This window comes from Sphingobacterium sp. HSC-15S19 (assembly GCF_050433745.1).
In the GTDB taxonomy this organism is placed as follows: Bacteria; Bacteroidota; Bacteroidia; order Sphingobacteriales; family Sphingobacteriaceae; genus Sphingobacterium; species Sphingobacterium siyangense.
In genome coordinates this window covers 71,370-96,489 of sequence record NZ_JBNPWQ010000011.1, presented here as the reverse complement: position 1 = coordinate 96,489, position 25,120 = coordinate 71,370, and the positions used below count along the sequence as shown (strand labels likewise).

General features: G+C 42.4%; 14 protein-coding genes. 8 read left to right on the top strand and 6 right to left on the bottom strand.

Annotation, left to right across the window (positions count from 1 at the left end):
* The 4 genes from L1283_RS11055 (at position 1) to L1283_RS11040 (ending at position 10,773) form a co-directional block, all read left to right on the top strand.
* On the top strand, positions 1-2,571 hold the full coding sequence (locus L1283_RS11055) for a glycoside hydrolase family 95 protein (RefSeq protein ID WP_286851912.1): 2,571 nt from the start codon (positions 1-3) through the stop codon (positions 2,569-2,571).
* A gap of 17 nt (positions 2,572-2,588) precedes the next feature.
* Positions 2,589-3,776, top strand: a complete 1,188-nt coding sequence (locus L1283_RS11050) for an alginate lyase family protein (RefSeq protein ID WP_286851911.1) — start codon at positions 2,589-2,591, stop codon at positions 3,774-3,776.
* 131 nt (positions 3,777-3,907) lie between these two features.
* Complete coding sequence (locus L1283_RS11045) at positions 3,908-6,535, top strand: glycoside hydrolase family 88 protein (protein ID WP_312352242.1); 2,628 nt, start codon at positions 3,908-3,910, stop codon at positions 6,533-6,535.
* A gap of 62 nt (positions 6,536-6,597) precedes the next feature.
* Entirely contained in the window at positions 6,598-10,773 is a 4,176-nt protein-coding gene (locus tag L1283_RS11040) for a two-component regulator propeller domain-containing protein (RefSeq protein ID WP_429626104.1), read from the top strand.
* A gap of 262 nt (positions 10,774-11,035) precedes the next feature.
* Here the strand turns inward: L1283_RS11040 and L1283_RS11035 are convergent, their stop codons facing one another.
* The 6 genes from L1283_RS11035 to L1283_RS11010 all read right to left on the bottom strand — a co-directional run bounded on the left by L1283_RS11035 (position 11,036) and on the right by L1283_RS11010 (position 18,291).
* On the bottom strand, positions 11,036-12,229 hold the full coding sequence (locus tag L1283_RS11035) for an MFS transporter (protein WP_075991888.1): 1,194 nt from the start codon (positions 12,227-12,229) through the stop codon (positions 11,036-11,038).
* Between the two features lie 145 nt (positions 12,230-12,374).
* The gene (locus tag L1283_RS11030; protein WP_088160968.1) at positions 12,375-13,283 is read right to left on the bottom strand and encodes a helix-turn-helix domain-containing protein; all 909 of its coding nucleotides are present in this window, start codon (positions 13,281-13,283) and stop codon (positions 12,375-12,377) included.
* A 158-nt stretch (positions 13,284-13,441) separates the two neighbouring features.
* Complete coding sequence (locus L1283_RS11025; protein WP_145328616.1) at positions 13,442-14,503, bottom strand: dihydrodipicolinate synthase family protein; 1,062 nt, start codon at positions 14,501-14,503, stop codon at positions 13,442-13,444.
* Positions 14,503-15,525, bottom strand: a complete 1,023-nt coding sequence (locus L1283_RS11020) for an NAD-dependent epimerase/dehydratase family protein (RefSeq protein WP_286849455.1) — start codon at positions 15,523-15,525, stop codon at positions 14,503-14,505. The genes L1283_RS11025 and L1283_RS11020 overlap by 1 nt, the downstream gene beginning before the upstream one ends.
* A gap of 7 nt (positions 15,526-15,532) precedes the next feature.
* Positions 15,533-16,765, bottom strand: a complete 1,233-nt coding sequence (locus L1283_RS11015; RefSeq protein WP_088160971.1) for an Nramp family divalent metal transporter — start codon at positions 16,763-16,765, stop codon at positions 15,533-15,535.
* Positions 16,766-16,770: 5 nt separating this feature from the next.
* Entirely contained in the window at positions 16,771-18,291 is a 1,521-nt protein-coding gene (locus tag L1283_RS11010) for a PQQ-dependent sugar dehydrogenase (protein ID WP_286849458.1), read from the bottom strand.
* A gap of 376 nt (positions 18,292-18,667) precedes the next feature.
* Between L1283_RS11010 and L1283_RS11005 the strand changes: the two genes are divergently transcribed.
* Genes L1283_RS11005 through L1283_RS10990 form a run of 4 tightly spaced genes read left to right on the top strand, consistent with a single transcriptional unit; the run spans position 18,668 to position 25,119 of the window.
* Positions 18,668-21,853: a SusC/RagA family TonB-linked outer membrane protein gene (locus L1283_RS11005; protein ID WP_145328612.1), complete on the top strand. Its 3,186-nt coding sequence runs from the start codon at positions 18,668-18,670 to the stop codon at positions 21,851-21,853.
* A gap of 11 nt (positions 21,854-21,864) precedes the next feature.
* Positions 21,865-23,697, top strand: a complete 1,833-nt coding sequence (locus tag L1283_RS11000) for a RagB/SusD family nutrient uptake outer membrane protein (protein WP_075991895.1) — start codon at positions 21,865-21,867, stop codon at positions 23,695-23,697.
* A 25-nt stretch (positions 23,698-23,722) separates the two neighbouring features.
* Entirely contained in the window at positions 23,723-24,118 is a 396-nt protein-coding gene (locus L1283_RS10995) for a hypothetical protein (RefSeq protein ID WP_046676362.1), read from the top strand.
* Between the two features lie 8 nt (positions 24,119-24,126).
* On the top strand, positions 24,127-25,119 hold the full coding sequence (locus L1283_RS10990; protein WP_286849461.1) for a DUF4466 family protein: 993 nt from the start codon (positions 24,127-24,129) through the stop codon (positions 25,117-25,119).
* Position 25,120 lies beyond the last annotated feature (1 nt).

Here is a 25,120-nt window from a genome sequence, read left to right as displayed (position 1 = left end):
ATGTTAAAAGCAACGAATCATTTGAACTTCTTTTTACTGCTCGGCCTCCTGGGGACGATTGCTCCATGCCGTGCACAAAGCAATTCGCCGCAGCTGAAGCTTTGGTATAATCAGCCGGCCTCACTGTGGGAAGAAGCACTGCCACTTGGAAATGGCACAACAGGAGCGATGGTCTTTGGAGGGCTAAATAAAGATAGGTTTCAAATTAACGATAATACGCTGTGGTCGGGTGAACCCGATGCGGGCAATATTCCAAACGGCCCGCAGGTTTTACCCCAGGTGCGCCAAGCCATCTTTGCTGGAAAATATGAAGAGGCAGCAGTTCTTTGGAAGAAAATGCAAGGACCTTATTCTGCTCGGTATCTACCCATGGGCGATTTATGGTTGGACTTTCATCAGGACGAAAAAAAGGTCAAAGATTATAAACGGGAGCTGGATCTTGAACGAGCGATCAATCAGGTGAGTTATTCGTATCAAGGTGTTCGATACCAAAGGGAAAGTTTTGTCAGCTTTCCGGATAAAGCATTGGTGGTTCGATTGAAAGCGGACAAGAAAAAATCAATTACCTTGGATCTTTCCTTGACCAGTAAGCTCCGATATAGCGTTTCGATCCAAGGGGATAATCAACTGACCCTTCAGGGTAAGGCGCCGAGTTTTGTCGCCAATAGGGATTATGAACCTCAACAGGTGCTGTACGATAGTGTTGGCGGAAAAGGGATGACCTTTGCGATGCAGGTCAGTGTAAAAACTACCGGTGGTGTGGTGAAAAAAGAGCAGGATAAGCTTAAAATTATAGGCGCAGATGAGGTGATTTTATTTTTGACAGAAGCGACAAGCTTTAACGGTTTTGATAAGTCTCCGAGTCAGGAAGGTAAAGATGCCACGCTGCTCGCAAAAAAACGCATGAATACGGTCTCCAAAAAGAATTTTCATACCTTACTTGCAAACCATCAAAGGGATTATCAAACGCTATTCAATCGTGTAGCCTTTGCGCTGACCGGTACTTCTGCACATGATAAATTACCTACAGACCAGCGTGTCATGCAGTTTTCCAAAGGACCGGCCGATTTGGGACTTCTGACGCTGTATTATCATTTTGGACGCTACTTATTGATTGCCAGTTCCAGACAAGGAGGAAGGCCTGCAAATTTACAGGGGATCTGGAATGATCATGTGCAGCCACCGTGGGGAAGTAATTATACGACCAATATCAATACAGAAATGAATTATTGGCTTGCGGAAAATACCAATCTTGCAGAATGTCATCAGCCTTTGTTTGATTTTATGGATGAGCTGGCGATCAACGGGGCTAAAACAGCATCGGTAAATTATCATATCGATAAGGGCTGGGTTGTGCATCATAATTCCGATCTATGGGCCAAAACTTCCCCTCCGGGCGGATATGATTGGGACCCCAAAGGAATGCCACGCTGGTCGGCATGGCCTATGGCAGGTGCCTGGTTGAGCACACATCTATGGGAACACTATCGTTTTACGGGTGACAAAACTTTCTTGAAGGAGAAGGCCTACCCATTGATGAAAGGGGCGGCCCAATTTATGCTGCAATGGCTGATTGCTGATCCTGGAAGTAAATATCTCGTGACCAATCCTTCCACTTCACCTGAAAATACAATTAAAATAGCAGGTAAAGAATATCAATTGACTATGGCCTCTACCATGGATATGGCGATCATTCGTGAGCTTTTTACAGCTGTTATTCGTTCATGTACGATATTGGGTATTGATCCTGAATTTAAATCGGCTCTAGAAGAAGCGAAGGAAAAGCTTTATCCCTATCAGGTGGGCCAATATGGACAATTACAAGAGTGGTTTAAAGATTGGGATGATCCAAAAGATCAGCATCGGCATATTTCCCACTTATTTGGTTTATACCCGGGCAATCAGATCAGCCTTGCGGAAAACAAGGCTTTGGCTGCGGCCGCCAAGCGTTCATTGCTTTTAAGGGGCGATGTCAGTACCGGCTGGTCGATGGCCTGGAAGACAAATTGGTGGGCGAGGCTTCAGGATGGAAATCATGCCTATAAAATCCTCAAGGATGCCTTAAATTTTATCGATCCTAAATTGGATCGTGCTCAGATGAGCGGTGGTGGAGCTTATCCGAATTTATTTGATGCACACCCACCTTTTCAAATTGACGGTAATTTTGGTGCTACGGCCGGAATGACTGAAATGTTGCTGCAAAGTCACGATGGTGCTGTTCATTTATTGCCGGCTCTACCTGATGAATGGTCTGCTGGGACGATTAAAGGAATTAAGGCCAGGGGAAACTTTACCGTAGACATTGCCTGGAAAAATAACGTATTGACCGAAGCAATGATCGTATCCAATATTGGAGGTGTTTGTCGTTTGCGTACACCTTTACCTGTTAAAGTTGTCGGCATCGAATCAAATCAGGCCGCCGTCACAGACAACACGCTATTATATAAACCGGAACAACTACCGTATACGATCGCTGATCCGTCCAAATTGCCGTCGTTAGCAGCTACGAAAACGTTCGAAGTTCAATTTGAGACGATAAAAGGTAAACGGTATCGTATTGTTCCGCTATAAATCAAAATCCAGGAAAAATGAAATCTAAATCAATTGTTCGCATTATGGGCTGTCTTCTTGGGGTCGCAATTTCCCCCTTATTTTTGAAGGCAGAAATTAAGAAAGGTGTTTTTGAGCAGGAGATCATCCAGACGCTGCGTCCTGTTATCCTAAAGCAGTCCAAATGGGCGATGAAGCAGAAGCCATTGACTGTGACAGCATATAGCGCGGTCCGGAGTGCCGGGGGTATTCATGATTTTTATTCTGAAGGCGATTATTGGTGGCCCGATCCCAAAGATCCAGCTGCGCCCTATATCCAACGGGATGGGATGACTAATCCGGCCAATTTCGTTGAACATCGTAAAGCAATGATCCGCTTCAGCCGAATCGTGGGTGCACTGGCCTCAGCCTATCGTTTGAATCCGGATAAAAAATATGTACAGCAGGCACTTCGTCATTTAAAGGCTTGGTTCGTTGATGCAGAAACGATGATGAATCCGAATCTTCTTTATGCACAGGCTATACAAGGGCGTTTTACAGGGCGCGGAATAGGTATTATTGATACCATTCATCTGATGGAAGTTGCACAGGGCGTAAAGATATTTGAAAATGACCCCAATTTTCCACAGGCAGCCAAGGATGCCATACATCGTTGGTTTGCGGCTTATTTACGCTGGCTTACAACGCATCAATATGGAATCGATGAAATGAATGCCGCCAACAACCATGGTACATGTTGGGTGATGCAGGTAGCCGCATTTTCGAGTTTAGTGCAAGATACTGTATTACTCAATACATGTGCAGATCGTTATGCGCATGTGCTGCTGCCGAATCAAATGGAAGCTAATGGAAGCTTCCCGAGAGAATTGCAGCGGACAAAACCTTATGGATACGCGTTGTTTAATCTGGATGCGATGACCATGATCTGCCAGATTTTGTCCAAGACCAATACCTCCCTTTGGCAGTATTCATTGTCTGATGGGCGGACCATAAAAACGGGGATTGATTTTATGGCCCCCTATATCGCAGCTAAAGAAAAATGGCCTTATCAGAAAGATGTCATGTATTGGGATCAATGGCCAATTGCACATCCGGCACTTGTCTTTTCGGCAGTGGCTTTCCAGAATAAAGACTATCTGCAGCTTTGGGAAAAGCTTGATCATGCACCCGAACAAGAAGAGGTTATTCGAAATTTACCCATTCGCAACCCAATTATATGGCTTTGATTTTCCTAGCCCCCTTATAAAATAACTTAACCATTTCACCTTAAAAACCTACAGATAACATGAATGTTAATGCTACGTCTTTGCGAAGATATGCCCTCTTTTTGTGCTTTCGAAATTTAAAAAGGCCATCCGTGGCCAAAGCACTATTTTTGACCGGAATTTTATGCGCTTTTCAACATGTTGAGGCACAGAGCACAAAGCAGCTGCAAAAAGCTTGGGGGCTTGCAGATCAACAAGCTCAGCTACTTTATAAAGAATTGCAGCTCTTGAAAAAAAGTGATTCATCCTTGGTATCGCCACGTACGCTTTCCTCAGATAACGAACTGGTTGCCGTGAAAAGGGGGGACTGGACCAGTGGTTTTTTTCCTGGCGTCCTGTGGTATCTCTACGAAAAATCGGGAAAACAAAAATGGAGGGATCTTGCTTCAGAAACGACAAGGTCGATCGAAGCGGAGCAATTTAATGGAAAGACCCATGACATGGGCTTTAAGGTCTACTGTAGTGTAGGAAACGGTTATCGGTTAACCGCAAATCCACAGTACCGGGAGGTGCTTGTTCAGGCAGCCAAAACGCTGGCAACCCGCTTCAATCCGACAGTCGGCTGTATACGTTCGTGGGATCACAATAGTCATCGCTGGGATTTTCCGGTCATCATCGATAATATGCTCAATCTAGAATTGCTGTTTGAAGCAACCAAACTCACTGGAGATTCTACTTATTATCATATTGCGGTGAGCCACGCCAATACAACGCTAAAAAATCATTTTAGGCCAGATTATAGCACCTATCATGTAATAGACTACAATCCGAAAACAGGAGCTGTACAGCATAAAAACACCCATCAGGGCTTAAGTGATGAATCGACATGGTCGCGGGGAGAGGCCTGGGCACTGTATGGCTATACGATGTGTTACAGAGAAACAGGAGATCCGAAATATCTGCAGCAAGCCGAAAAAGTTGCGCAGTGGCTGTTTGCACATCCCAATATGCCGAAAGATTTGATCCCTTACTGGGATTTCGATGCGCCTAATATTCCAAATGAACCACGGGATGTGTCGGCAGCGACAGTCATAGCGTCGGGGCTGTTGGAATTAAGCATGTATAGCAACCAAGGGAAAGATTATCGTGCAAAAGCACAGACCATATTGGCGAACCTGATAGACAATTACATGTCGCCACCAAATAAAAGTAGAGGTTTTATATTATTACACAGTACAGGATCGAAACCTTCCAATACTGAAGTGGATAAACCCTTGAGTTATGCAGATTATTACTTTTTGGAAGCACTGCATCGGCAAGAAGATCTACTTTCAGGAAAAGTTCAATCGGATCTGGTCCGGAAAAATCCAGCGGGACAATTGATCTATTTTCCAGATGCACAGGGAAATGTAATCCCCGACTTTAGCCATGTGGGCTATCATCAAGGTGATCAAAAGCTGCCCAATGTTCCTGTTGTGATTACTGTAAAACCCAGCGTAAATGGCGATGATCAAGAAATTATACAGCAGGCTATCGATGCTGTATCTGCAAAACCACTTGATAAAAACGGTTATAGAGGTGCTATTTTGCTGAAAAAAGGCCAGTACAATATACCTGGAAGCCTGGAAATTCATGCCAGCGGTGTCGTGTTGAGAGGGGAGGGCGATGCTATAGGGCAAACCCTGCTTAAAGCCACAGGTCCGCACCAACGGAGCTTATTGAAGATTTCGGGTACAGGTAGTTATTCAGTAGACCAGGCTAGAAAACAGTTTGTTAAGAATAGATATGGACCTGTAGGGGCTAAATATGTCCTAATCGATCATGCGAAGGAAAGGAAAGTGGGCGAGCAGGTACTGCTCTCATATGAGATGAACGACGCCTGGATCGAAGCGCTTCGAATGAACCAAATTGAAAAGAGAGAAGGGACGAAACAGTGGACCGCGCGGGAATATAAGCTAAATTTTGAACGTACTATTTTGGCCATTAAAGGTGACTCTGTATTTTTTGATAATCCCTTGGTGATGGCGATTGATCCGAGGTATGGAAAAGTGGCTGTCATTCCTTACACCTTTGACGGACGTATAAGTGAAGTTGGAATCGAAAATATACGTTTCGAATCCGATTTTGTAAGTGATGGAGACGAAAACCACGGCTGGATCGCAATTGATATGGATAAAATAGCGAATGGTTGGGTGCGCAATATCACCGCGCGTTATTTTGGTTATGCAGCGGTGAGCCTTGGCGCTTTTGCCAAACAGATTACAGTAATGAAGTCGCGGTGTCTGGATGGAAAATCTCAAATTACAGGTGGCCGAAGGTATTCATTCAATAATGACGGTCAGCTTAATTTATTTAAAGAACTTTATACCACGGAAGGACGCCATGATTACGTAACAGGGGCTAGGACCCTCGGTCCAAACGTTTTTAGCCTTTCTAGCGCGGAGCGAACACATGCGGATATCGGTCCGCATCATCGATGGGCTGTTGGAACCTTATACGATCAAATCGTAACGGATGGTGAAATTAATGTTCAAGACCGGGGTAACTGGGGAAGTGGACATGGCTGGGCTGGGGTGACACAAGTCTTATGGAATTGTACGGTCAAAAGTGCTGCAGTACAACAGCCCTGGGCTTCCGGACAAAATTTTGCCATAGGAGTAAAGGGAGAAAAGGTAGCTGGAAGATTGAAAAATAGAAATGCTGGTTACTGGGAAAATCAAAACAGCATAATGTCGATCGGCTCACTTTATGAGCAACAATTAAAAGATCGATTAAAGTGATTCTTGTTCGTATTTATTCAATGGAATGATTATTTTTATCATCCATTTCAATTATATACCTTATGATGCCATTACGTGTTTTTATGCGCTGTTTTTGCTGTGTGTTAGCTTTAATTTCTGTTTTGCATGCGCAGGAAAAAAACTATCGTTTTTTACACTTGGATGTCAACGAAGGTTTGTCTCAAGGCAGTGTTTTCGCTATAGCCCAAGATCACTTGGGTTTTATGTGGATCGGCACCCGTGATGGCTTAAATAAATACGACGCCCGAAAGTTTACGATTTATCGCAGTAATCCGCAAGATAGCCTTTCCTTAGAGCACAACTTTATTCAAGCGATTACGGAAGATAACAAAAGGCGGCTTTGGATAGGGACAATGACAGGTCTGAACTTATACAATCGAGAATCAGACAATTTTATCCGTATACCATTACCTACGGTAGAGAGCAGCAGTGGGAAAATGGATGTCAACGTTCACCAGATTTTTCAGGATTCCAACGGTAAGATTTGGATTGCGACAAATATAGGCTTGTACAAGATTAAAGAGGGCCGGCATCCTGAAGCGGAATTGGTCTTCAATGAGATTACCGTTGAAAGAAGCCAGGGAAAAGAATACTATCGTAATTTTCGAACCATGTATGAGGATCGCCGCAAGCGATTATGGTTTTGTACCGATGATGCCATTGTACTCATGCAAGCCGCATCGAAAGATGGAAATAGCTTAAAGGTGCTAAGGACTTACTTCAAAGAGAAATCGGTAAATAATAAGATTAATCAACGGTTTCAGGCGGTTTTGGAGGTTAGTCCAGGTATATTTTGGGTAGGTACAAAATATAATGGTATTCGGATTATCAATGAGAATACAGACGAAATATCCTCGTTAACCGAAGAGGGCAATCATACAGGTTTGGCCAATCAAGATGTGCGGTCCTTAAAAAAAACAGATGATGGAAAGATTTGGATTGGAACATTCAATGGCCTATATGTTTATCAAAACGGAAAATTACTTTTTATCCAGGCAGACGACGGAAATCCCAATAGCTTAAGCAATAATTCCATTCGCCCTATATTTCAAGATAAGCGGGGATCTATTTGGATTGGAACCTACTTTGGAGGGATTAATATTTATGACAAGGATATTCCTAATTTTCAGAATTTCACCCATCAATCTAAACGCAATAGCCTAAGTTACAATGTGGTGAGTGCATTTGTTGAAAATGCTATGGGAGAACTGGTGATTGGAACTGAGGGGGGCGGACTGAATTATTTTAATCGGCGTACGAATTCTTTTTTTAGTGAACGTCACGATAAAAATAACCTGAATGGCCTAAGTCATAATAATGTGAAGTCTATCTGTTTGGATAAGGAAGGGAATTTATGGGTGGGTACTTATGATGGTGGGTTGAATTTAAGACGAAAGGGGCAGCAAGGCTATGAACATTTTCGTTTCGATCCCAATGTAAGTAATGGCCTGGCAAATAATAATGTGTATGCGATCTTAGAGGATCGTAATGGCGATATTTGGATTGGTACTTTCGGCGGAGGACTACAGGTACTTCGTAAAAACCAGAAAGCAGGAACTTTCCAGACATTTGATGTTGCCAGAAAGCAGTTGAGTTCCAATATGGTGCGCACTTTACTAGAGGATTCAAAAGGTAATCTTTGGATTGGTACTTCAAATGGTTTAAATCTAAAATTAGCGGGGACCAATAAATTTGTTTCCTTTCTAAATGACAAGAAAGATTCCCTTTCAATTAGCGGAAATGATATTGTGAGTATCCATGAAGATCGGAAAGGACATATTTGGATCGGTACGTATATGGGCGGGCTGAATCTTTATCTTCCAGAGAAGAAAGCGTTCAAAAGGTTTAATGAGCGAAACGGATTACCGATCAACAATGTTTTTGCTATTCTAAGTGATCTGAAAAACAAATTGTGGTTGAGCACAAATACGGGGATTTCTTGTTTCGATCCCCTATCTGGTCATGTGCGAACCTATACGAAGATCGATGGTCTCCCTGGTAACGAATATATTCAAAATGCAGCAGCAATGTTGCGGGATGGAAAACTTGCCTTTGGAAGCTTCTCGGGCTTCACCCTATTTAATCCGGATAGTTTAAGTGTCAATAATTACATTCCCCCCATTCAGTTTACGGAGTTGAAATTATTCAATAAAACAGTTCTTCCGGGCCTCGATGGTGTTATCCCTAAAGATATATCCATGATGGATGAATTAATTCTTGATCACAATCAAAATGTTTTTAGTTTGGAATTCAGTGTATTGAATTATGTTCATCCGGAGAAAAATCAATATGCTTATTATCTAAAAGGCTTTGACCAAGACTGGAATTATGTGAGCAATCCCGTGGCTACTTATACCAATTTAGACCCCGGTACTTACGAGCTTTGGGTAAAAGGGGCCAACAACGACGGGGTATGGAACGAAAAAGCAACGGTCTTGAAGATTAAAGTGCTGCCAGCGCCATGGAGGACATGGTGGGCTTATAGCGGCTATTTTCTTCTTTTTGCTGCGGCCAGTTTTTTGGTTATCCGATTTTTCCACGGTAGAAACAAATTGAAACAAGACCTTTTGATTCGGAAAATAGATTCGGAAAAACAGGAGGAGCTTCATGAAGCAAAACTGAATTTCTTTACCAATATCTCCCATGAATTCCGTACGCCATTGTCATTAATTATTGGACCGTTAAATCAATTAAAAGACGATCGCTCGCTTTCAGCATATGCCCAGGAACACCTTGGTTATGCAACAAGAAATGCGGATCGCTTGATGAATCTGGTTAATCAGCTGCTTGATTTCAGAAAACATGAAGGCGGAAAGATGAAATTGTTTTGCCAAAAGGTTCATGTTGCTACGTATTTGGAAAACATTCGCCAGAATTTTTACTTTATTGCCGAGAAAAATAATATTCAGTTTTTCCTGGATAATAAGGTAAGCCCTGATTATGTTGGAGGTTTTGATCCGGAGCAATTTGAAAAAGTCCTTGTCAATTTGATTTATAATGCGTTTAAATTTACGGACAAGGGGGGTAAAATAAAGATACAGGTTGAGTTAGAAGGGGAAGGCGAGTTGGAGAAATTGCTTGTTTCCGTTTGGGATTCTGGGCGTGGAATCCCAGCCAAAGATATACCTTTTGTATTTGAACAATTTTATCAGGCCAATGCAAAAGGCCTGTCGGCTACCAATGGCGGAATAGGTTTGGCACTTTGTCGTTCGATCATACATCTGCACGGCGGAAAGCTCACTGTTGAAAGTAATATGGCACAGGAGCCGGCAGACTTCAATACGGTATTTCGGATCAGCCTGCCACAGGGGAATGTCCGCATCGAAGAGCTCATGGCTTTGGACGGTACTGTAGCCACAGTATGCTCAGACCCTACAGATGCCGATATGCCACATGTGGATGCTATAAAAACAGAAATAGAGCCTTCTGTATCGGATGAAGATAAGCCAATCATACTTGTTGCCGAGGACAATGTGGAGCTTCGTTGTTTTCTATGTGAAAACTTACGAAAAAAATATATTGTTTTAGAAGCTAATGATGGTATTGAGGCGCTGGAATTGGTGCAAGCAAGACAGCCCGATATTATCATTTCAGATGTAACGATGCCCAACTGTGATGGAATCACACTTTTGCAGCAGATTAAAAACGATAGTAGTTCAAATCATATTCCTGTGATTCTTTTGACAGCCCGTACAGCTGATCCTTATATCACAGAGGCGTTTGAAATCGGTACAGATGATTACATTACCAAGCCCTTCAGCATGCCGCATCTCATTCAGAAAATTTCAAACATCATACAGACGCGGAAACGATTGGAGGAAAAATTTGTGCAGAATTATCTTCTTGGAGCACAGGGAACAGATCTGCCTGAAAGAACTCGTTTCTTGGATCAGGTATTGAAGGTTGTCGAAGAAAATCTGGGCTGTGAAGATTTTGGAGTGCAGGATCTTACAAAAGCCATCGGCGTGAGCCGCTCTGTTTTGTACCGCAAGATTAAGCAGCAAACAGGACTGAATTTGGTTGAATTTATTAATATGGTACGTCTTAAGAAAGCAGCCTATATTTTAGTGAACGATACTGGTTTGAGTATCAGTGAAGTGGCTTATCAGGTCGGGTTCAATGATCCAAAGTATTTTAGCAAAACATTTAAGAAATTCTATAAGGAGAGTCCACGTACCTATGTTGAAAAATTCGGTATCAAGGAAAGCAGCAATTAAAAAATAAGCAAAGGTCTTCCTAATTTGGTAAGCATAAGCAGCCCTAAAAGCAGACCGAAGTTTTTTTTGCAGGCAAAAAAAAAAGGTTTTCAAACGGGGAGAATGAAAACCTTCAATAACCAATTATAAACCTAAATTATGATGCTACAAATATAGTTGTTTTTAATACTATTTTAAAAATAATTCACCTTTTAAAAACTGTTTTGTGGCTGGTCAGCTACAGGATGTTGTTGCGCTGTCGCTGGAAGAACCAGCGCATAGCTTATACGCTTTTGACCAGCTTATGAATAACGTATAAAATGGTCAATCCCAACAGCGCAAATATGCCATAACCTAATCCAATTTGAAACTGCGAAGAAGGGTTTACCAAGCTTACGGTGATGTAACTGAGTGAAGAAGTAAGGAGGTAGGTAATTCCGCCAACCAATCCACCGGCAATACCTGCCGACAATGGAAACCTACCTAAACAGTAGCTGAAATAATTGTTAAAGATAAATCCTGCAGTGCAATGTACAGCAAATGCGAAAAATGTTAATGTATATAGGTTTGACAGGTAAGGTGAAACGATCAGCATACAGACAATCAGACTGATCTGAATAAAATTGGCGATTCTCAACTTTGGAACCAAGGCTCTTTTAATAAGGGCTTTACCAATAAAACCACCACACATCCAAGCTAAGCCCATAATAAGTGAGGTATAGCCGGTTGTAATCGCACTATATCCCAGTTGATGTTCAATAAAAAAAGGACCACTGAGATTGTAGAACATGACGAGACCGTAGGATATGCCGCACATGAGTATACCGAACGTAAAATCGTTGCTTTTAAGCATCATTTTAAATTCGCCGATCAGGTAGTTGATATGGAGTGGTTTTTTCTGTTTGATTGTTTCGCCGGAAAAGATCAGTTCAAGGATGAAAAGTACGGCACTGTAAACGGCCAGAACCATAAAGTTAGAACGCCAACCAAATTGTGTTTGGAGGTAGCCGCCAATAAAAGGAGCGACAATCGGCCCGATCGACCAGACGATGGTCATAATGCTGAGGTAGTGTTTGCGCTGCTCGCCTTCATAGACATCCACAAAATAGGCTCGTTTTGATATGACCACAAATGCCGATAAGATTCCCTGAAGGATGCGCATCAGGTAAATAACCCAAATATCTTGCGTGCTTGCTGTGATCCAGAAACTGACAATGAAAAGGAAAAGAGATATCAGGTTGATGCGATATCTTCCCCAAGCGTCAACTAATGCTCCTGTAAAGAATTGAGCAACACCATAGCTGATTAGAAAAAGCGAAAGTGTTAACTGGATTTTGCTTTCGTTCAAGCCAAGCTCCTGTGCCATTTGTGGCATTGACGGAAGATAAATGTCGGTGGCAAGTCCCGTAATCGGAACAAGTGCAAATGCTAGTATCGTCGGGATAAAAGATTGCTGTGGTTTAGTGTTTTTTTCCATCCTTTAATTTTTTAAATTACCCGTCTCTATGGACGTTTACGTTGCCAGCCACTTTTTCTCTTTGGCCCTGTAAATATGATGTCGACAAAAGTAGCTTCATTGCCTGTTTCGAAAGATATAGAATTCAAACAAATTATTGTGAAAATCAAACAGACTTATTGCGGAAGGCTAAAGGTGGTACACCAGCATGTTTTTTGAAATAATTACTGAAGTTCGCCGGTTCTTCAAAACCTAAGGCATAAGCGATTTCATTGATGTTCCAGCTGCTATGTTGAAGCAGTGCTTTTGCTTCCTGTGTGATGCGCAGTGCGATGAGTTCTTGCGTAGTTTTTCCTGTATTTTGTTTCAAAGCCCTGTTTAGCGAATTGACATGGATGTTGAGCTGTTGCGCGTAATCCGTTGCATTTTTAAAACGAAGTAAATTTTCTGTGTCAATCGGAAATTGACGTTCCAATAGTTCTAGGAAAAGATGGGAAATACGCTGATTTGCGTTTTGGTAAGGTGATATACCCTCATTTGGCGCTAGTTTTAACGTTTCTAAAACGAGTAATTGTAACTGATTTCGGATAATTTCATATTTGAACGGAAAATCAGATCGTAGTTCCGTATTCATACGCTGAAAAATGTGATCGAAAAGATCGACCTGCTCGTTCGTTAAGAAATAGACCGGGCTACCACTTGGGTTGAAAAAATGACTTTCGAGAATGTTATGGTTATAATGTTTGTCTTCCTGAATGAATTTTTGTGTAAAAAGACAGAACCATCCCTTTTGATCCGGATTGTCTGTTTCCCAAGAGTAGGGAACGAGCGGACTTGAAAATACAAGTGCGGGACGGTCAATAGGGATCCATTGATCGCCATAGTGCAATTGACCCTGGCCGATCATGAGGGATATTTTGAAGTAATCTTTTCTGTTGTAAGGTGATTTTAAAGGACAATGCTCACGTGAAAATACGTTAAAATGAGAAATTTGTTCGGACGAGGAGCCAATTGGGTAATTGGATTCTCGAAATACCCGTTGATAGAAATCAATAATATTTTCGGAAGTTGTCATGATGCAAAGTTATAAAAATCAAACATTTCATGTTGGATACTATTTCTCTTAGTCGGTCATTGATTCGTAAAATATGAATTGGAACAAAAAGAAAGGTCCCATCACCTCGTCAGCCATGACTAGCCCGAGTGATGAGACCTTATAAAAGGAAGCGATTATTAGGATCTCGATTTTAAAAATTCCTTGACAAATTCATCGTCGTTTAAGCCTGGGTAGTCTTTATATACACGATCAATTTCTTCTCGCTGTCCGATGGATAGATTTTCGTCGGGGTTTAGACACCAGATACCCTTCATCAGACCTTGTCTGCGGAGCACCTCATGTAAGCCTGGTATACAGCCATGGAATGCATTTGCTGGGTCAAAAAAAGCTGCATTACTGTCTGTTACAGCAATCGCTTTGCTTAGGAGATGACTCGCATGGAGGTTATTGGGGTTCTGTTTGTATGTTTTTATTTCCTGAAGGAGTTCAACAGCTTTTGCCGTCCAAACAGCCCAGTGGCCTAATAGTCCACCTTTAAATTCTATGGCGACGTTTTCTCCCGCTACAGGGAAATTATACACGCTCATCAGATCGTTGACAATATTGTCATCATTGCCCGTGTACATGGCAATTTGATTTCGCCGGCTGGAGTTGGCTATAGCACGCATAACGTCTAATGTCTGGTAGCGGTTGAACGACGCACATTTGATAGCGACGACGTTGTCGATTTCGGCAAACTGCTGCCAAAAGGAATAGGAGAAAATACGGCCACCAACGGCGGGTTGAAGATAGAATCCAAAGACAGGAATAATGGCTGCTATTGCTCTGACTCGATCTAATATGGCATTTTCCGTCCAGCTCTGCAGGCCGCCCATACTCAAAAGCCCGATATCATAACCGTATTTAAGTGCAGTCGTTGCCTCCTGTTCAGCTTGATCTGTGGCACCGCAGATGCCTGCAATTTTGATAAATGGTCGTTGGAGTTCCGCTTTCTCGACTTCTTCGCTAGCCCATCTCAATACAGTTTCAAAAAGGTTGATCTCGGGGTCACGGATTTCGAATTGGGTTGAATGTACAGCTACGGCGATTCCACCGGCTCCACTGGCTATGTAATATTGAGTCAGGAGCCGTTGATGTGCCTCGTCAATGCTGCGGTCCTCATTTAAGGCAAGGGGGTGTGCCGGAATTACCGTCCCTTCCCAAAGCAACTGTTGTAATTTGTTGTCTAAAGTGTTCATTAGAATTTTCCTTTTCGTTCTTGAAAATGCGTGTCCTTATTCCATAGTTCGCCGCCTTGGGTCAACCATTTGGCTGTAATGTCTATCGCTTCGCGTATGGTTGTTTTCGGATAGCCAAACAAACGATGGCATTCGGAGGCATTGTTTAGTAAAGCGGTTCCGGCGGGTTCATTTACAAATATCGGCCTGGTGTTGAAATGCTCGGCAAACCGCTCTGCGATCCATCGTGTAGAAAGGATTTCAGGTCCCGTGACATTCAGTATTTTGGCTGGAGACTGACAGTGCAGTAATGATCTTAAGGCAATTTCGTTGGCATCTCCCTGCCAGATGACGTTGACGTTTTCGGTTGTCAAATCTATCGGGAGCTGCCCTTTGACCGATTTGGCAATTTCTACGAGCACACCGTAGCGAAAATCCACCGCATAATTCAATCGGTAGATCAGGATAGGTGTACCGTTTTTCTTCGAAAAATACTCGAATATACGCTCTCTCCCCAAACAGGATTGCGCGTATTCGCCGACAGGCTCCGGAGTTCTTTCCTCAGAAACGCCGGCATTGCTTATTGGTACAAATGGAAGTACGTTACCCGAAGAAAAAGCAACAATGTTGGAATCTTGAAAATGAGAAGCCACCATTCCGGGAAGATAGGTATTCATCGCCCAGGTAAAATCTTCATTTCCCGTGGTGCCGAATTTATGTCCTGCGAGGTAAATGACATTCGGGACCTGCGGGATCTTTTTGAGTTCTTCCTCATTCAGTAGGTCGCAGGCGATTGTCTTTATGCCTAGATCCTCCAGTTCCTGCTGAAGTTCTTTGGTTGAAAAACGCGAAACACCAATGACCTTTTTGTCTATTCCTGCAGCTTGAATGGCCCGCATGGCTAGCTTTGCCATGCTTGGCCCCATTTTTCCGCCAATACCTAGGAAAAGGATATCACCTTGTATCTTTTTTATATCTTCAATTAGATCTAATGATGGTGCAAGCAGCTGCTGTTCCAATTCCGCTAAATTGTTATGGTCCATGTCTGAATTATTTGATTAAATTATAGAGATTACTAAATGCAAGAAAAACGAGTAATATAAGTCCGAGTATAGCCCATAACCGCGTTAAGGGGCTGTTTCTGAGCGCGCCCATAATTTCTTTGTCGTTTGCGATCAGAAAGAGGATAATACCGATAAAGGGGACTAAAAAAATGGTGATGCTTTGCGCAAAAACAATAAGCTCCAAGGGAAGATTTCCGAAGATAAGCGCGATGGCAGATCCAAAAATCATGACCAAAGAAATAAAGAGTTTCACTTTAGGGTGATTGAGATCGTTGCCGAAGCCAAAGGTGTCGCCCAGTAAGGATCCGCCTAATACGGCATTGCCGATCAAGGAGGAAAAGGAGGCACCGAAGAGACCGATAAAAAAGAGGTGTGAAGCATAGGTTCCCAAAAGCGGTTCCAGTGCACGGCCCATCTCAGCGGCAGAATTTAACTTGATCCCTTGGGGATGAAGCGTATTTGCCGCACAGACCATGACGGCTGCACTCATGATGCCAAGAATAATAATACCTATTCGGCTACCGATTATCTGTCGTTCAGTACGCTGTTTGTTGGTCGATAATTTTCTTCTTGATTGAACAAGATAACTTTGATAAAATGCACCCACAATCGAAAAGCAAGAAGCCGTAAAAGCAATTATTAAGCCTACTGATGAAGGAGGGATGCTGGGAATAAAACCTGAGAAAAAGTCCTGTGCGGGTGTCTTTATCATAATCGCGGTGGAAAGAAAGGCAAATAACATCAGGATGATAAGTCCAAGCATAAGCTTTTCCAATAGCGCGTAGAAAGACTTGAAGAACAACAGTAGGATACCGATTACATTAAAAACGATGATCCATATTTTGGGGTTTGTCCCCGTGGCTTCCGAAACGGAAATAGAGACACCTGTCGCATTCCCCGATTGAAAACAGGTTGCAACGAGGAAGATTCCGAGGCCAATGATGATGGACGTTGTTTTACCAAATTTCTGGCGAATTAAAACAAGTAAAGATTCGTCTCTCGCGATACCGATACGTGCCGCCATATTGGTGAAAACCATCATAAAAAAGATGGCGACGACGACAACCCATAATAGAGAGAAGCCATAGTCTGCACCCATTTTTGATGTGATGGTCATTTTGCTGGGCCCGAAAACCAGGGCGGCGGTAATGATGCCGGGACCCAAGATGGATAGCCAACTTTTCAATAAAGAGGGTTTTGGCTCGAGGTTATTTTCCATGAGATTTATCGTAATGAGGTTAAATGCTGTTGATTGATTTTAGGGGCAGAATTTCCAAAGTGTGTGCGAATATAATTGGTGATTTCAATGACCTCTTCATTTTTCAAGAATGAAAAAGATGGCATTGCACTTTCGTATTTGACGTTGTTTATTGTTTTGTCTTTCAGTCCATGGAGGATAACCTGCAATAGCGGTGCTGGGTCGCCTTTGACAAGAGATGAATTGGCTAATGGAGGAAAGGTATTTGTAAGTCCTTTTCCATCTGCTTTATGGCAGGATGCGCAATAGGCTTCGTATAATGCCTGACCACTTTTGGCAGGGGAGTTGGCCGTGTTGGCTGCAAGGGGTTTAATCATTGGTGCAGAGGCTTTATCGGTAATACGGAGGCGGTAGATCACATCGTCATCGGGTTTTGGAAACCCCTTTTGCGGATTCCAGTCACGGTTGCTTGAACAGAAATAAATGTCTCCATTGGGTAAGGCCAATACGGACCTTAGCCGGCCAAGTTGATCTTTGAATAGGATTTTCTCATCGACGATCTGTTGACCATCGGCGGATAATTTTAGGATACGTAAAGACTGATTTTTTAAAGTCGAAAGCAATAGACTATGTTGCCATTCAGGGATAACATTAGAACCGTAATACGCCATTCCGGATGGTGCAACGACTGGGGTCCACGATTTAATGGGCTCCTGTCTTGGGCAGTTTTTGGCAATAGCTTTTTCCTTTTCCGTGTCAATCATTCCTTCAATCTGCGGCCAGCCATAATTTTTTAGAGGTTGGATCAGGTTGATTTCGTCCTCGATGGCATCGCCATGTTCGGAGGTGTAAATTAAGCCTTTTGGATCATGGGTAAGTCCCTGCATGTTCCGAAATCCCCATGCATAGACATAGCTATTTGCAATTGGATTGTCTTTTGGGATGCTCCCGTCGAGATTGAGGCGTAAGATTTTGCCATTTAATGAGGTGCTGTCTTGTGCAAAGGTATCACTTGCGGCATCTCCTGTAGCCCAATACACTTTTTTGTCTGTCGAAACAATAACCCTGGAACCGTTGTGTCCCGTGTTTCCAGGAATCTGTAAAAGCAATTTTGGGTTTGACAACGTGCCTGTCGTATTATAATCGTAACGATATAAATTAGAGAAAATGAGACTGTCCTTTTTGCTGGTGTAAGAAAGGTAAAGATAGGCCTGTTGCTGTTCGGGTTGATACAGCGCCATTCCCAATAGTCCCAACGTGCGCTGGTGGTAAACGTCGGTGAGGCTGTCCACCAAAGTAACAGCTTTTGTTTTTGTATCCAGTCTTCGTATACTTCCTCCGATTTCAGAAAACAGAATGGCATCGTTGATCCGGTCATATTGTAAATCCCATGGCACATGGAGTTTTGTAGCTTCTTTTGATAGCGATAGTATGCTGTGCTCCAGTTGGATGTTATTTATTGGCTTACTTTCTCTTTCCGTCTCGGAAGAACAGGAGGATAGTAGCGGGACCAGCGATACAAGCCAAATATAGGTTTGTTTTTTCATATAGGATCTACGGTTATTCCTTTGATTTATTTGGTTAGTCAAATGTAGTTGAATAAAAATAAATATACAAAAAATAAGTAAAATTGTATACAAAAATATTTTATCAGCCTAAAGTAAATACGATTTAGTTTATAATTACACAGCTAAAAGAGCGGTGTTTTGGAATTGTCACGAATGTGTTAGCCACCCTATTTTTGTAAAAAAGTAAAAAAAATATTGAATTGTATACAAAAAATATATATTATTGTATTCACTATGATAATTAAGGAAATGCAATTTAGACCATATTAGGGTCGAGTATTATGTTTCCTGAAAAAATACCAATAAACTAAAGAGCTTATAAATCATTTATTTAACCACTTTAACCTGAGTATTCATGATACTAAAGCAGATTAAAATCCGGGATGTAATAAACAGGAGTTGCCTTTTGGTGGGGCTACCTTTTATTTCGATGGCTGCATTGGCAAATGTACCTTCTTCCCTTAACAATGGAAAGATTCCGATCTCGGATGTTTTAAACCCTTCGTCGGGTTTAGCTAAATTTCAGCAGCAGCTTGTCGGGCAGGTGCTGGACGCCAAAGGGCAGCCACTGTCCGGTGTAGAAGTGCGTAACCTTAAAAATGCAACTGTTACCGTTACGGATCAAGAAGGTCGTTTTAAATTAACGGGGTCCGTTTCAGATCAGATTCAATTTCGGTTAATCGGTTTTAATACAAAAGTGGTGTCGGGGAAAGATGTGCAGGCTTTGGTGCTTGATGCGAGCGAAAATGCACTGGATGAGGTTGTTGTGGTGGGGTATGGTAAGCAGAAAAAAGGCAACTTGACCGGTGCTGTGGCCAGTGTTAATTTTGATCAATCGACCTCGAGTCGGGGTCTTTCCAATGCCTCGCAGGCATTGCAAGGTGTTATTCCTGGTTTGGCCGTAAGTCAAAACTCCGGAATGGCCGGAAATAATGCAGCGGATCTTTTGATCCGGGGATTGGGGACGGTCAACAGTGCTGGACCGCTGATCGTGGTCGATGGAATGCCCGATGTCAATATGAACCGTGTAAATGTGAATGATATTGAAAGTGTGACCGTACTAAAAGATGCTTCTTCCGCTGCAGTATACGGTTCCAGAGCGGCCAATGGGGTTGTATTGATCACGACAAAGTCTGGTAAAAGAAACAGTAGGACGGCTATTTCCTTTAGTGCCAACAAATCGCTGGTGAAACCTACCCGCTCTTTTGATTTTGTCAATAATTATGCGAAAGCAATGACGGCTACTCAAAGGGCACAAGCCTATAATACGGCCGCATCTGCATTCAATTTTAAGAATGGAACCATCGACGAATGGTTGGCTTTAAGTATGATCGACCCAAGATTATATCCAAGTACCGATTGGTGGGATGTTATTCTCCGCAATGGTCAAAGTGGGAATTATAATGTTTCCATTAATGGAGGAACTGAAAATAATAATTACTATTTGTCTGTCGGTATGCTGGATGAGAAGGGGATACAGATCAATAATGATTTTAAACGTTATAACGCTGCATTTAACTTCGAAACAAAAGTAACCAATACCATCGGTGCTGGGGTGCGGTTCTCCGGAAACTGGTCCGATTACCGTTATAACTACGAAGACGGTATGACTGCCAACTCGACAAGTGGGATGGATCTGTTTACCTCACCAGCAGGTATATTGCCTTATGATCCTATTACCGGTTTTTATGGCGGTGCAATGTCTTACAATGAAAGTCCGCAGGCCAATAATATTTATGCAGATTACATGACGCGCAACCAAAACCACATGAATCAAAAGCAGGCTTTGGTGAATGGTTATTTAAACTGGAAGCCATTTAAAGGATTTGAGGCTAAAGTGGATTATGCCCTAAATTATGATACGCGTTTTCAATGGAAGGCAGATATGCCGACAAAATTATATAACATCCGGACGGGATTGTCTATCCGGGATCTTGTACCGACAAATGATGGGATATATAATACAGACCGGAACAATTACAAAACCCAGCTGAATTTTAAATTGAGTTACGATCATAAGTTTGGCGCTAACCATGATTTCTCTGCTTTGGCCGTGTATTCAGAAGAATATTGGAATAATCGTGTTTTAGCAGGTAGTCGCTTAGATCGTTTGCACCCTAGTCTACATGAAATTGATGGCGCTTCTGAAGACGTGCAAAATGTGTCGGGATCATCATCGGCAGAAGGTTTGCGTTCTTATATTGGACGATTAAATTATACGGCCTTCGGAAAGTATATGTTTGAAGGGAACTTCCGGGTAGATGGTTCTTCACGTTTCTTGCCGGGTGATCAATATGGTTTTTTTCCGTCTGCGGCAGTGGGCTGGCGGATCTCAGACGAGGTATTTATGTCGGCATTTAAGGAAAAGATCAGGATGAGTTCGGCCAAATTTAGAGCTTCTTATGGTTCTTTGGGAAATAATAGTGGTGTCGGATTGTATGAGCAGAAGCAATCTTTGGTCTCTAGTCCTTATTATTTGATTGACAATAGTACAGGAACAGGGTCTGTTGTCAAAGGGTTGATCAATAAGAAACTGATCAACTATGACCTTACTTGGGAAAAGACACGCGTGTTTAATTTGGGTTTGGATCTTGGATTCTTTAAAAATAAACTGACTGCGGAGCTGGATTATTACGAAAGAAAGACGATCGGTATGAACAGGCCTTCGGATGTATCTATGCATCTGACGGGTTTATTCACTGCCCCCCGACGTAATATTGGTGATATGATGAATAAAGGGCTGGAAGCAAATGTTACCTGGAATGACCGAAAGGGAGATGTGGGTTACATGTTGAACTTTAATGTTGGGTATAACAAGAACAAGCTGCTGTCTTGGAATGAGCAGTTGCAAAGAGGTTCGGTATTTATTGATATGCCTTATAATTTTATCTATGCTTTCGAATCGTTGGGCATTGCTCAGTCTTGGGAGGATGTCTATAATGCTGTTCCTCAGGGCGCTTCTCCAGGAGATATTTTGTTGAAAGATGTCAATGGTGATGGCAAATTGGATGCGAATGACCGTGTGGCATATCCAGCTTATCAACTGGGTAGGCCAAAGGTGAATTACGGATTTAGAGGTTCGGTAGACTACAAAGGTTTTGATTTTTCTTTCCTGTTGCAGGCTGCCACAGGAAGAAAGGAATTTTGGATGAACAAAGCGAATTCGAACTTTTTAGGAACGGCAAATCAGGCTATTACTGAGGACCAGTGGAATAATATGTGGAGCCTGGACAATCGCGATGCTGATTATCCTAAGCTGCTTCCAAGTACATTAGGATCAACGAGTCCAAATGCGTATTTGAGCACATTTTGGCTGCAAAACATGTCTTATTTAAGGGTGAAAAATCTGCAGCTTGGCTATACTTTTAAGAAAGAATTACTGATGAAGCTGGGTATTCAGAAGTTGCGTGTATTTGGTTCGGTAGATAATTTAGCGGTATTGACGAGCTTTAAAGGCTTAGATCCGGAGAAAAGTACCTATACCAATGATGCTTATCCGATGACGAAGAGTTTTGTGGTTGGACTGAATGTAGACTTATAATATTTGAACTTATGAAATCGATATATAACATATTGTTTATTTCTTCTTTGCTGCTTCTTGGTTTGTCCGCGTGCCGCAAAGATTTGTTGAATCAGAATCCAACAACAACGCCAAGCTCCGAAACGTTCTGGGTGGACGAAAATGACGCACTTGCTGCGTTAATGGCGAACTATTCCATATTTAGGCCTTGTTTTGATCGCGACTATCATTTTGATGGGCATGGAGATTTCCTTAAAATGTACAATACTGGAGCGGCGCCTATTTCATTAACGGTCAATAGTCCGATGAATTATGGCTCCGGTGCATCGGCAATGTATAGAGCATTGTATGGATCTATATTCAGTTCTAACTTTGTGATCGAAAATACCAATGCGCGTTTGTTGCCCGTAGCAAAAACTGATGCTGTAAAACAAACCCTGGAAACTATCGTGGCGGAGGCAAAGTTGTTGCGCGCCATTGCATACTTTAGATTGATTTCCCTATGGGGTGATGTGCCTTATTTTTATAAATCGGCGCCAGCTCCCATAGAGGCTGATACGGTGCGGAGAATGCCTATTGCACAGCTGAAGGATTCTATTATGGCTGATTTGAACTATGCGGTGGACAAATTGCCCAACAAGGGGTCTGCAATTGGCCGTGCCGGTAAGCCTGCTGCATTGGCGTTTCGTGGTAAGTTTCAATTGTATTGGGGTTCGTGGAAGAAAAATGGATGGCCTGAATTGGATGGATTTGTACAATCTGCTGCAGAGGCTAAAACGGCATATACTGCGGCCGCTGCGGATTTTAAACGTGTGATCAATGATTTTGGAATCAAAATGTTTAGAAATGGTGATCCAGGTCAATGGGGTGAATTGGGGAAGGCTGATGTGCTCCCAAATTATTACTATATGTTTATACCTTCTACGGGCAACTTGAGCCAAGATGAGGAAATGGTCATGGTACTGACGCATGGTGGTGTGGGAACAAAACAAAGTGAGGAATACCAGCGGGTATGGACGGGGCCATTGGTGTCTTTAGGGCAGAATCAAGCGATTCCGCGCTATGAATTGGCTGACCGTTATCAATCTACCATTACGGGAGATTTCTTGCCAAAGATGGTTCAGCTAGATCCAGTGAAAAATCCTGCAGCACGTACTACGGCAAATTCAGCGGTGAACCCTGAATCGTACCGAAATCGCGATTATCGCATGAAAGCGACTTTGTTGTGGGATTACGAATTGATTATGAGTATGAGCCCTACGGAGACCACAGGTTATATTCCCTTTGTCTACAAAACTTGGGGAGCTGCGGTGACAGTTAACGGTGTCTCCTACAAAACTTCCTTTACCGATAATACCACAAATCTCTCGGGATTACAATCGCGTAAATTTGTGCGCAATTATGGTGGTGTGGCGCGTAGTGATGGAAATTACAATTGGCCTTTGATGCGCATTGCTGACGTATACCTGATGTATGCTGAAGCAACCAATGAGATTGGTGGTCCACAGGCGGATGCAATTGATTTGGTTAATAAGGTCAGGCGTCGTGGTAACCTACCTGCGCTTGCTGGAGCTAAAACCTCGTCTCGTGATGCATTTTTTGATGCCATAGAGCAGGAAAGAATTGTTGAGTTGTTTGGCGAAGGACAGCGTGCGTTTGACTTGAGGAGATGGCGTAAACTGGAAACGGTGTTTGGCAAACCTTATGGTGATGGAAAATGGTTCCAGGATAGTTTTGGAAATAATTGGGAACGCTTTTTCTTCAATGAGTCTGAATTGACTTATCAAAAGTGTTATATCTATCAAATTCCGGAAACAGAACGTTCGCGGAATCCGAATTTAACACAAAATATACCTTGGAAATAATATGGTAACACTTGACTGTAATAAAATGAAATATACATTATTTTTAATCGGTATGCTGTTCGTTAGCTTGTCCGGTTGTAAGGATGATTATCCAATGGATGAGGATGGTTTGTTGATCACGACCAGGTCGGAATGTTATGTCAGTAGTTTTGAACTGTTGGGCGCCGATTTTCAGACGGTACGTACAAAAGCTGCGTTGGTGGATACCGTTGAGCAAACCATAAAAGTGGAGGTGCTCTTTGGTACGGATTTGAAAAATCTATACCCACAGTTTTCATTGGTCACCGATGCGGTGTTAGATCCTAAGATTTTAGGAAAACAAGATTTTTCCAATTTGGATACGCCACGTGAATGGACTGTCGTGTCTGGAAATAGAAAGGTTCGTAAGACGTATAAAGTTTATTTGACAGTACAAAAATAAGTAAGCTGATGAAAACAAATTATTTAAAAATAGGGCTGTTGTCCATCGGATTTGGGCTCTTGTTGTTCGGTTCTTGTAAAGAAGAAGCTTATGAAATTCCAACAGCAAAAGATGGTTTGCAAAACGATATTATTAAGCGCTCTTTAGGGCCAAATGTGGTTGGGGCTACCATAGATTTTGCTTATGCTGCGGCGATTTTGCCAGATCAGGGGAAACTTACATCAATTTCTGTAGAAGCCAGTATTGCGGGTGATGAGGGTACTGTACTTGAAAACAAATCGTACTACACCAGTAGTACGGGGGCAGATATAGGTGTTGTTGTTGGCGACCCTGCTACAGTAAATGGGAATAACATGGAGGTGAAATTTACAAAAGATACCTCCGCTTCAACGCTGCGTTATAGCTACAAAATACCGGCAGCAGCAAAACGTAAATCGGTCACTTTTACGTTTAGGGCGAGGTCCAGTAATGGGCAGGAAATTGCCTTGAAGACCGAAGCTTATGCGATTCGTAATATGGATATGGCCTTGGACCTGATCGGGAAAGACGGCGCGGCCTGCTTTTTTTCTGTGGCTGACTTAAAATGGTATACTGCTACCGAAGCGGCAGCAAACCCGGATAAGATCGATTTGATCTATTTGTATCGGGCGTTGCCAACGGTGACTTACGCACATTCTTTGGTTGCTCCCACGACGGATGCCAGTTATTTGCCGAGCTTCACCTTACCTGTGGGTCTGACAAATAAAACGAAGATCGTGAAGGCTTGGACGGTGCGCGATCAACAATTGGCGCGATTGCAATACAGTGTATTTGTGGACGATGTGGATTTGAAAGATAAATCGTTCGTAGATGCGCCAGATTTTGCGATTAATTTAAAAGCTGAATCGGGAATATGGCTGCAAACGGCTGATGGTAAATACAATGCTTATGTATTTGTCAATAGCGTCAATAATACCACGAAAGAAATGAAGATCAGTGTAAAAAGGTTGCAAGTAAAATAAA

What these genes read in the sequence shown, in the direction of transcription:
- L1283_RS11025 (WP_145328616.1), bottom strand. Translation starts at nt 14,503, where the DNA reads ATGAACACTTTAGACAACAAATTACAACAGTTGCTTTGGGAAGGGACG.
- L1283_RS10995 (WP_046676362.1), top strand. Translation starts at nt 23,723, where the DNA reads ATGAAATATACATTATTTTTAATCGGTATGCTGTTCGTTAGCTTGTCC.
- L1283_RS10990 (WP_286849461.1), top strand. Translation starts at nt 24,127, where the DNA reads ATGAAAACAAATTATTTAAAAATAGGGCTGTTGTCCATCGGATTTGGG.
- L1283_RS11035 (WP_075991888.1), bottom strand. Translation starts at nt 12,229, where the DNA reads ATGGAAAAAAACACTAAACCACAGCAATCTTTTATCCCGACGATACTA.
- L1283_RS11005 (WP_145328612.1), top strand. Translation starts at nt 18,668, where the DNA reads ATGATACTAAAGCAGATTAAAATCCGGGATGTAATAAACAGGAGTTGC.
- L1283_RS11040 (WP_429626104.1), top strand. Translation starts at nt 6,598, where the DNA reads ATGATGCCATTACGTGTTTTTATGCGCTGTTTTTGCTGTGTGTTAGCT.
- L1283_RS11015 (WP_088160971.1), bottom strand. Translation starts at nt 16,765, where the DNA reads ATGGAAAATAACCTCGAGCCAAAACCCTCTTTATTGAAAAGTTGGCTA.
- L1283_RS11050 (WP_286851911.1), top strand. Translation starts at nt 2,589, where the DNA reads ATGAAATCTAAATCAATTGTTCGCATTATGGGCTGTCTTCTTGGGGTC.
- L1283_RS11030 (WP_088160968.1), bottom strand. Translation starts at nt 13,283, where the DNA reads ATGACAACTTCCGAAAATATTATTGATTTCTATCAACGGGTATTTCGA.
- L1283_RS11000 (WP_075991895.1), top strand. Translation starts at nt 21,865, where the DNA reads ATGAAATCGATATATAACATATTGTTTATTTCTTCTTTGCTGCTTCTT.
- L1283_RS11020 (WP_286849455.1), bottom strand. Translation starts at nt 15,525, where the DNA reads ATGGACCATAACAATTTAGCGGAATTGGAACAGCAGCTGCTTGCACCA.
- L1283_RS11055 (WP_286851912.1), top strand. Translation starts at nt 1, where the DNA reads ATGTTAAAAGCAACGAATCATTTGAACTTCTTTTTACTGCTCGGCCTC.
- L1283_RS11010 (WP_286849458.1), bottom strand. Translation starts at nt 18,291, where the DNA reads ATGAAAAAACAAACCTATATTTGGCTTGTATCGCTGGTCCCGCTACTA.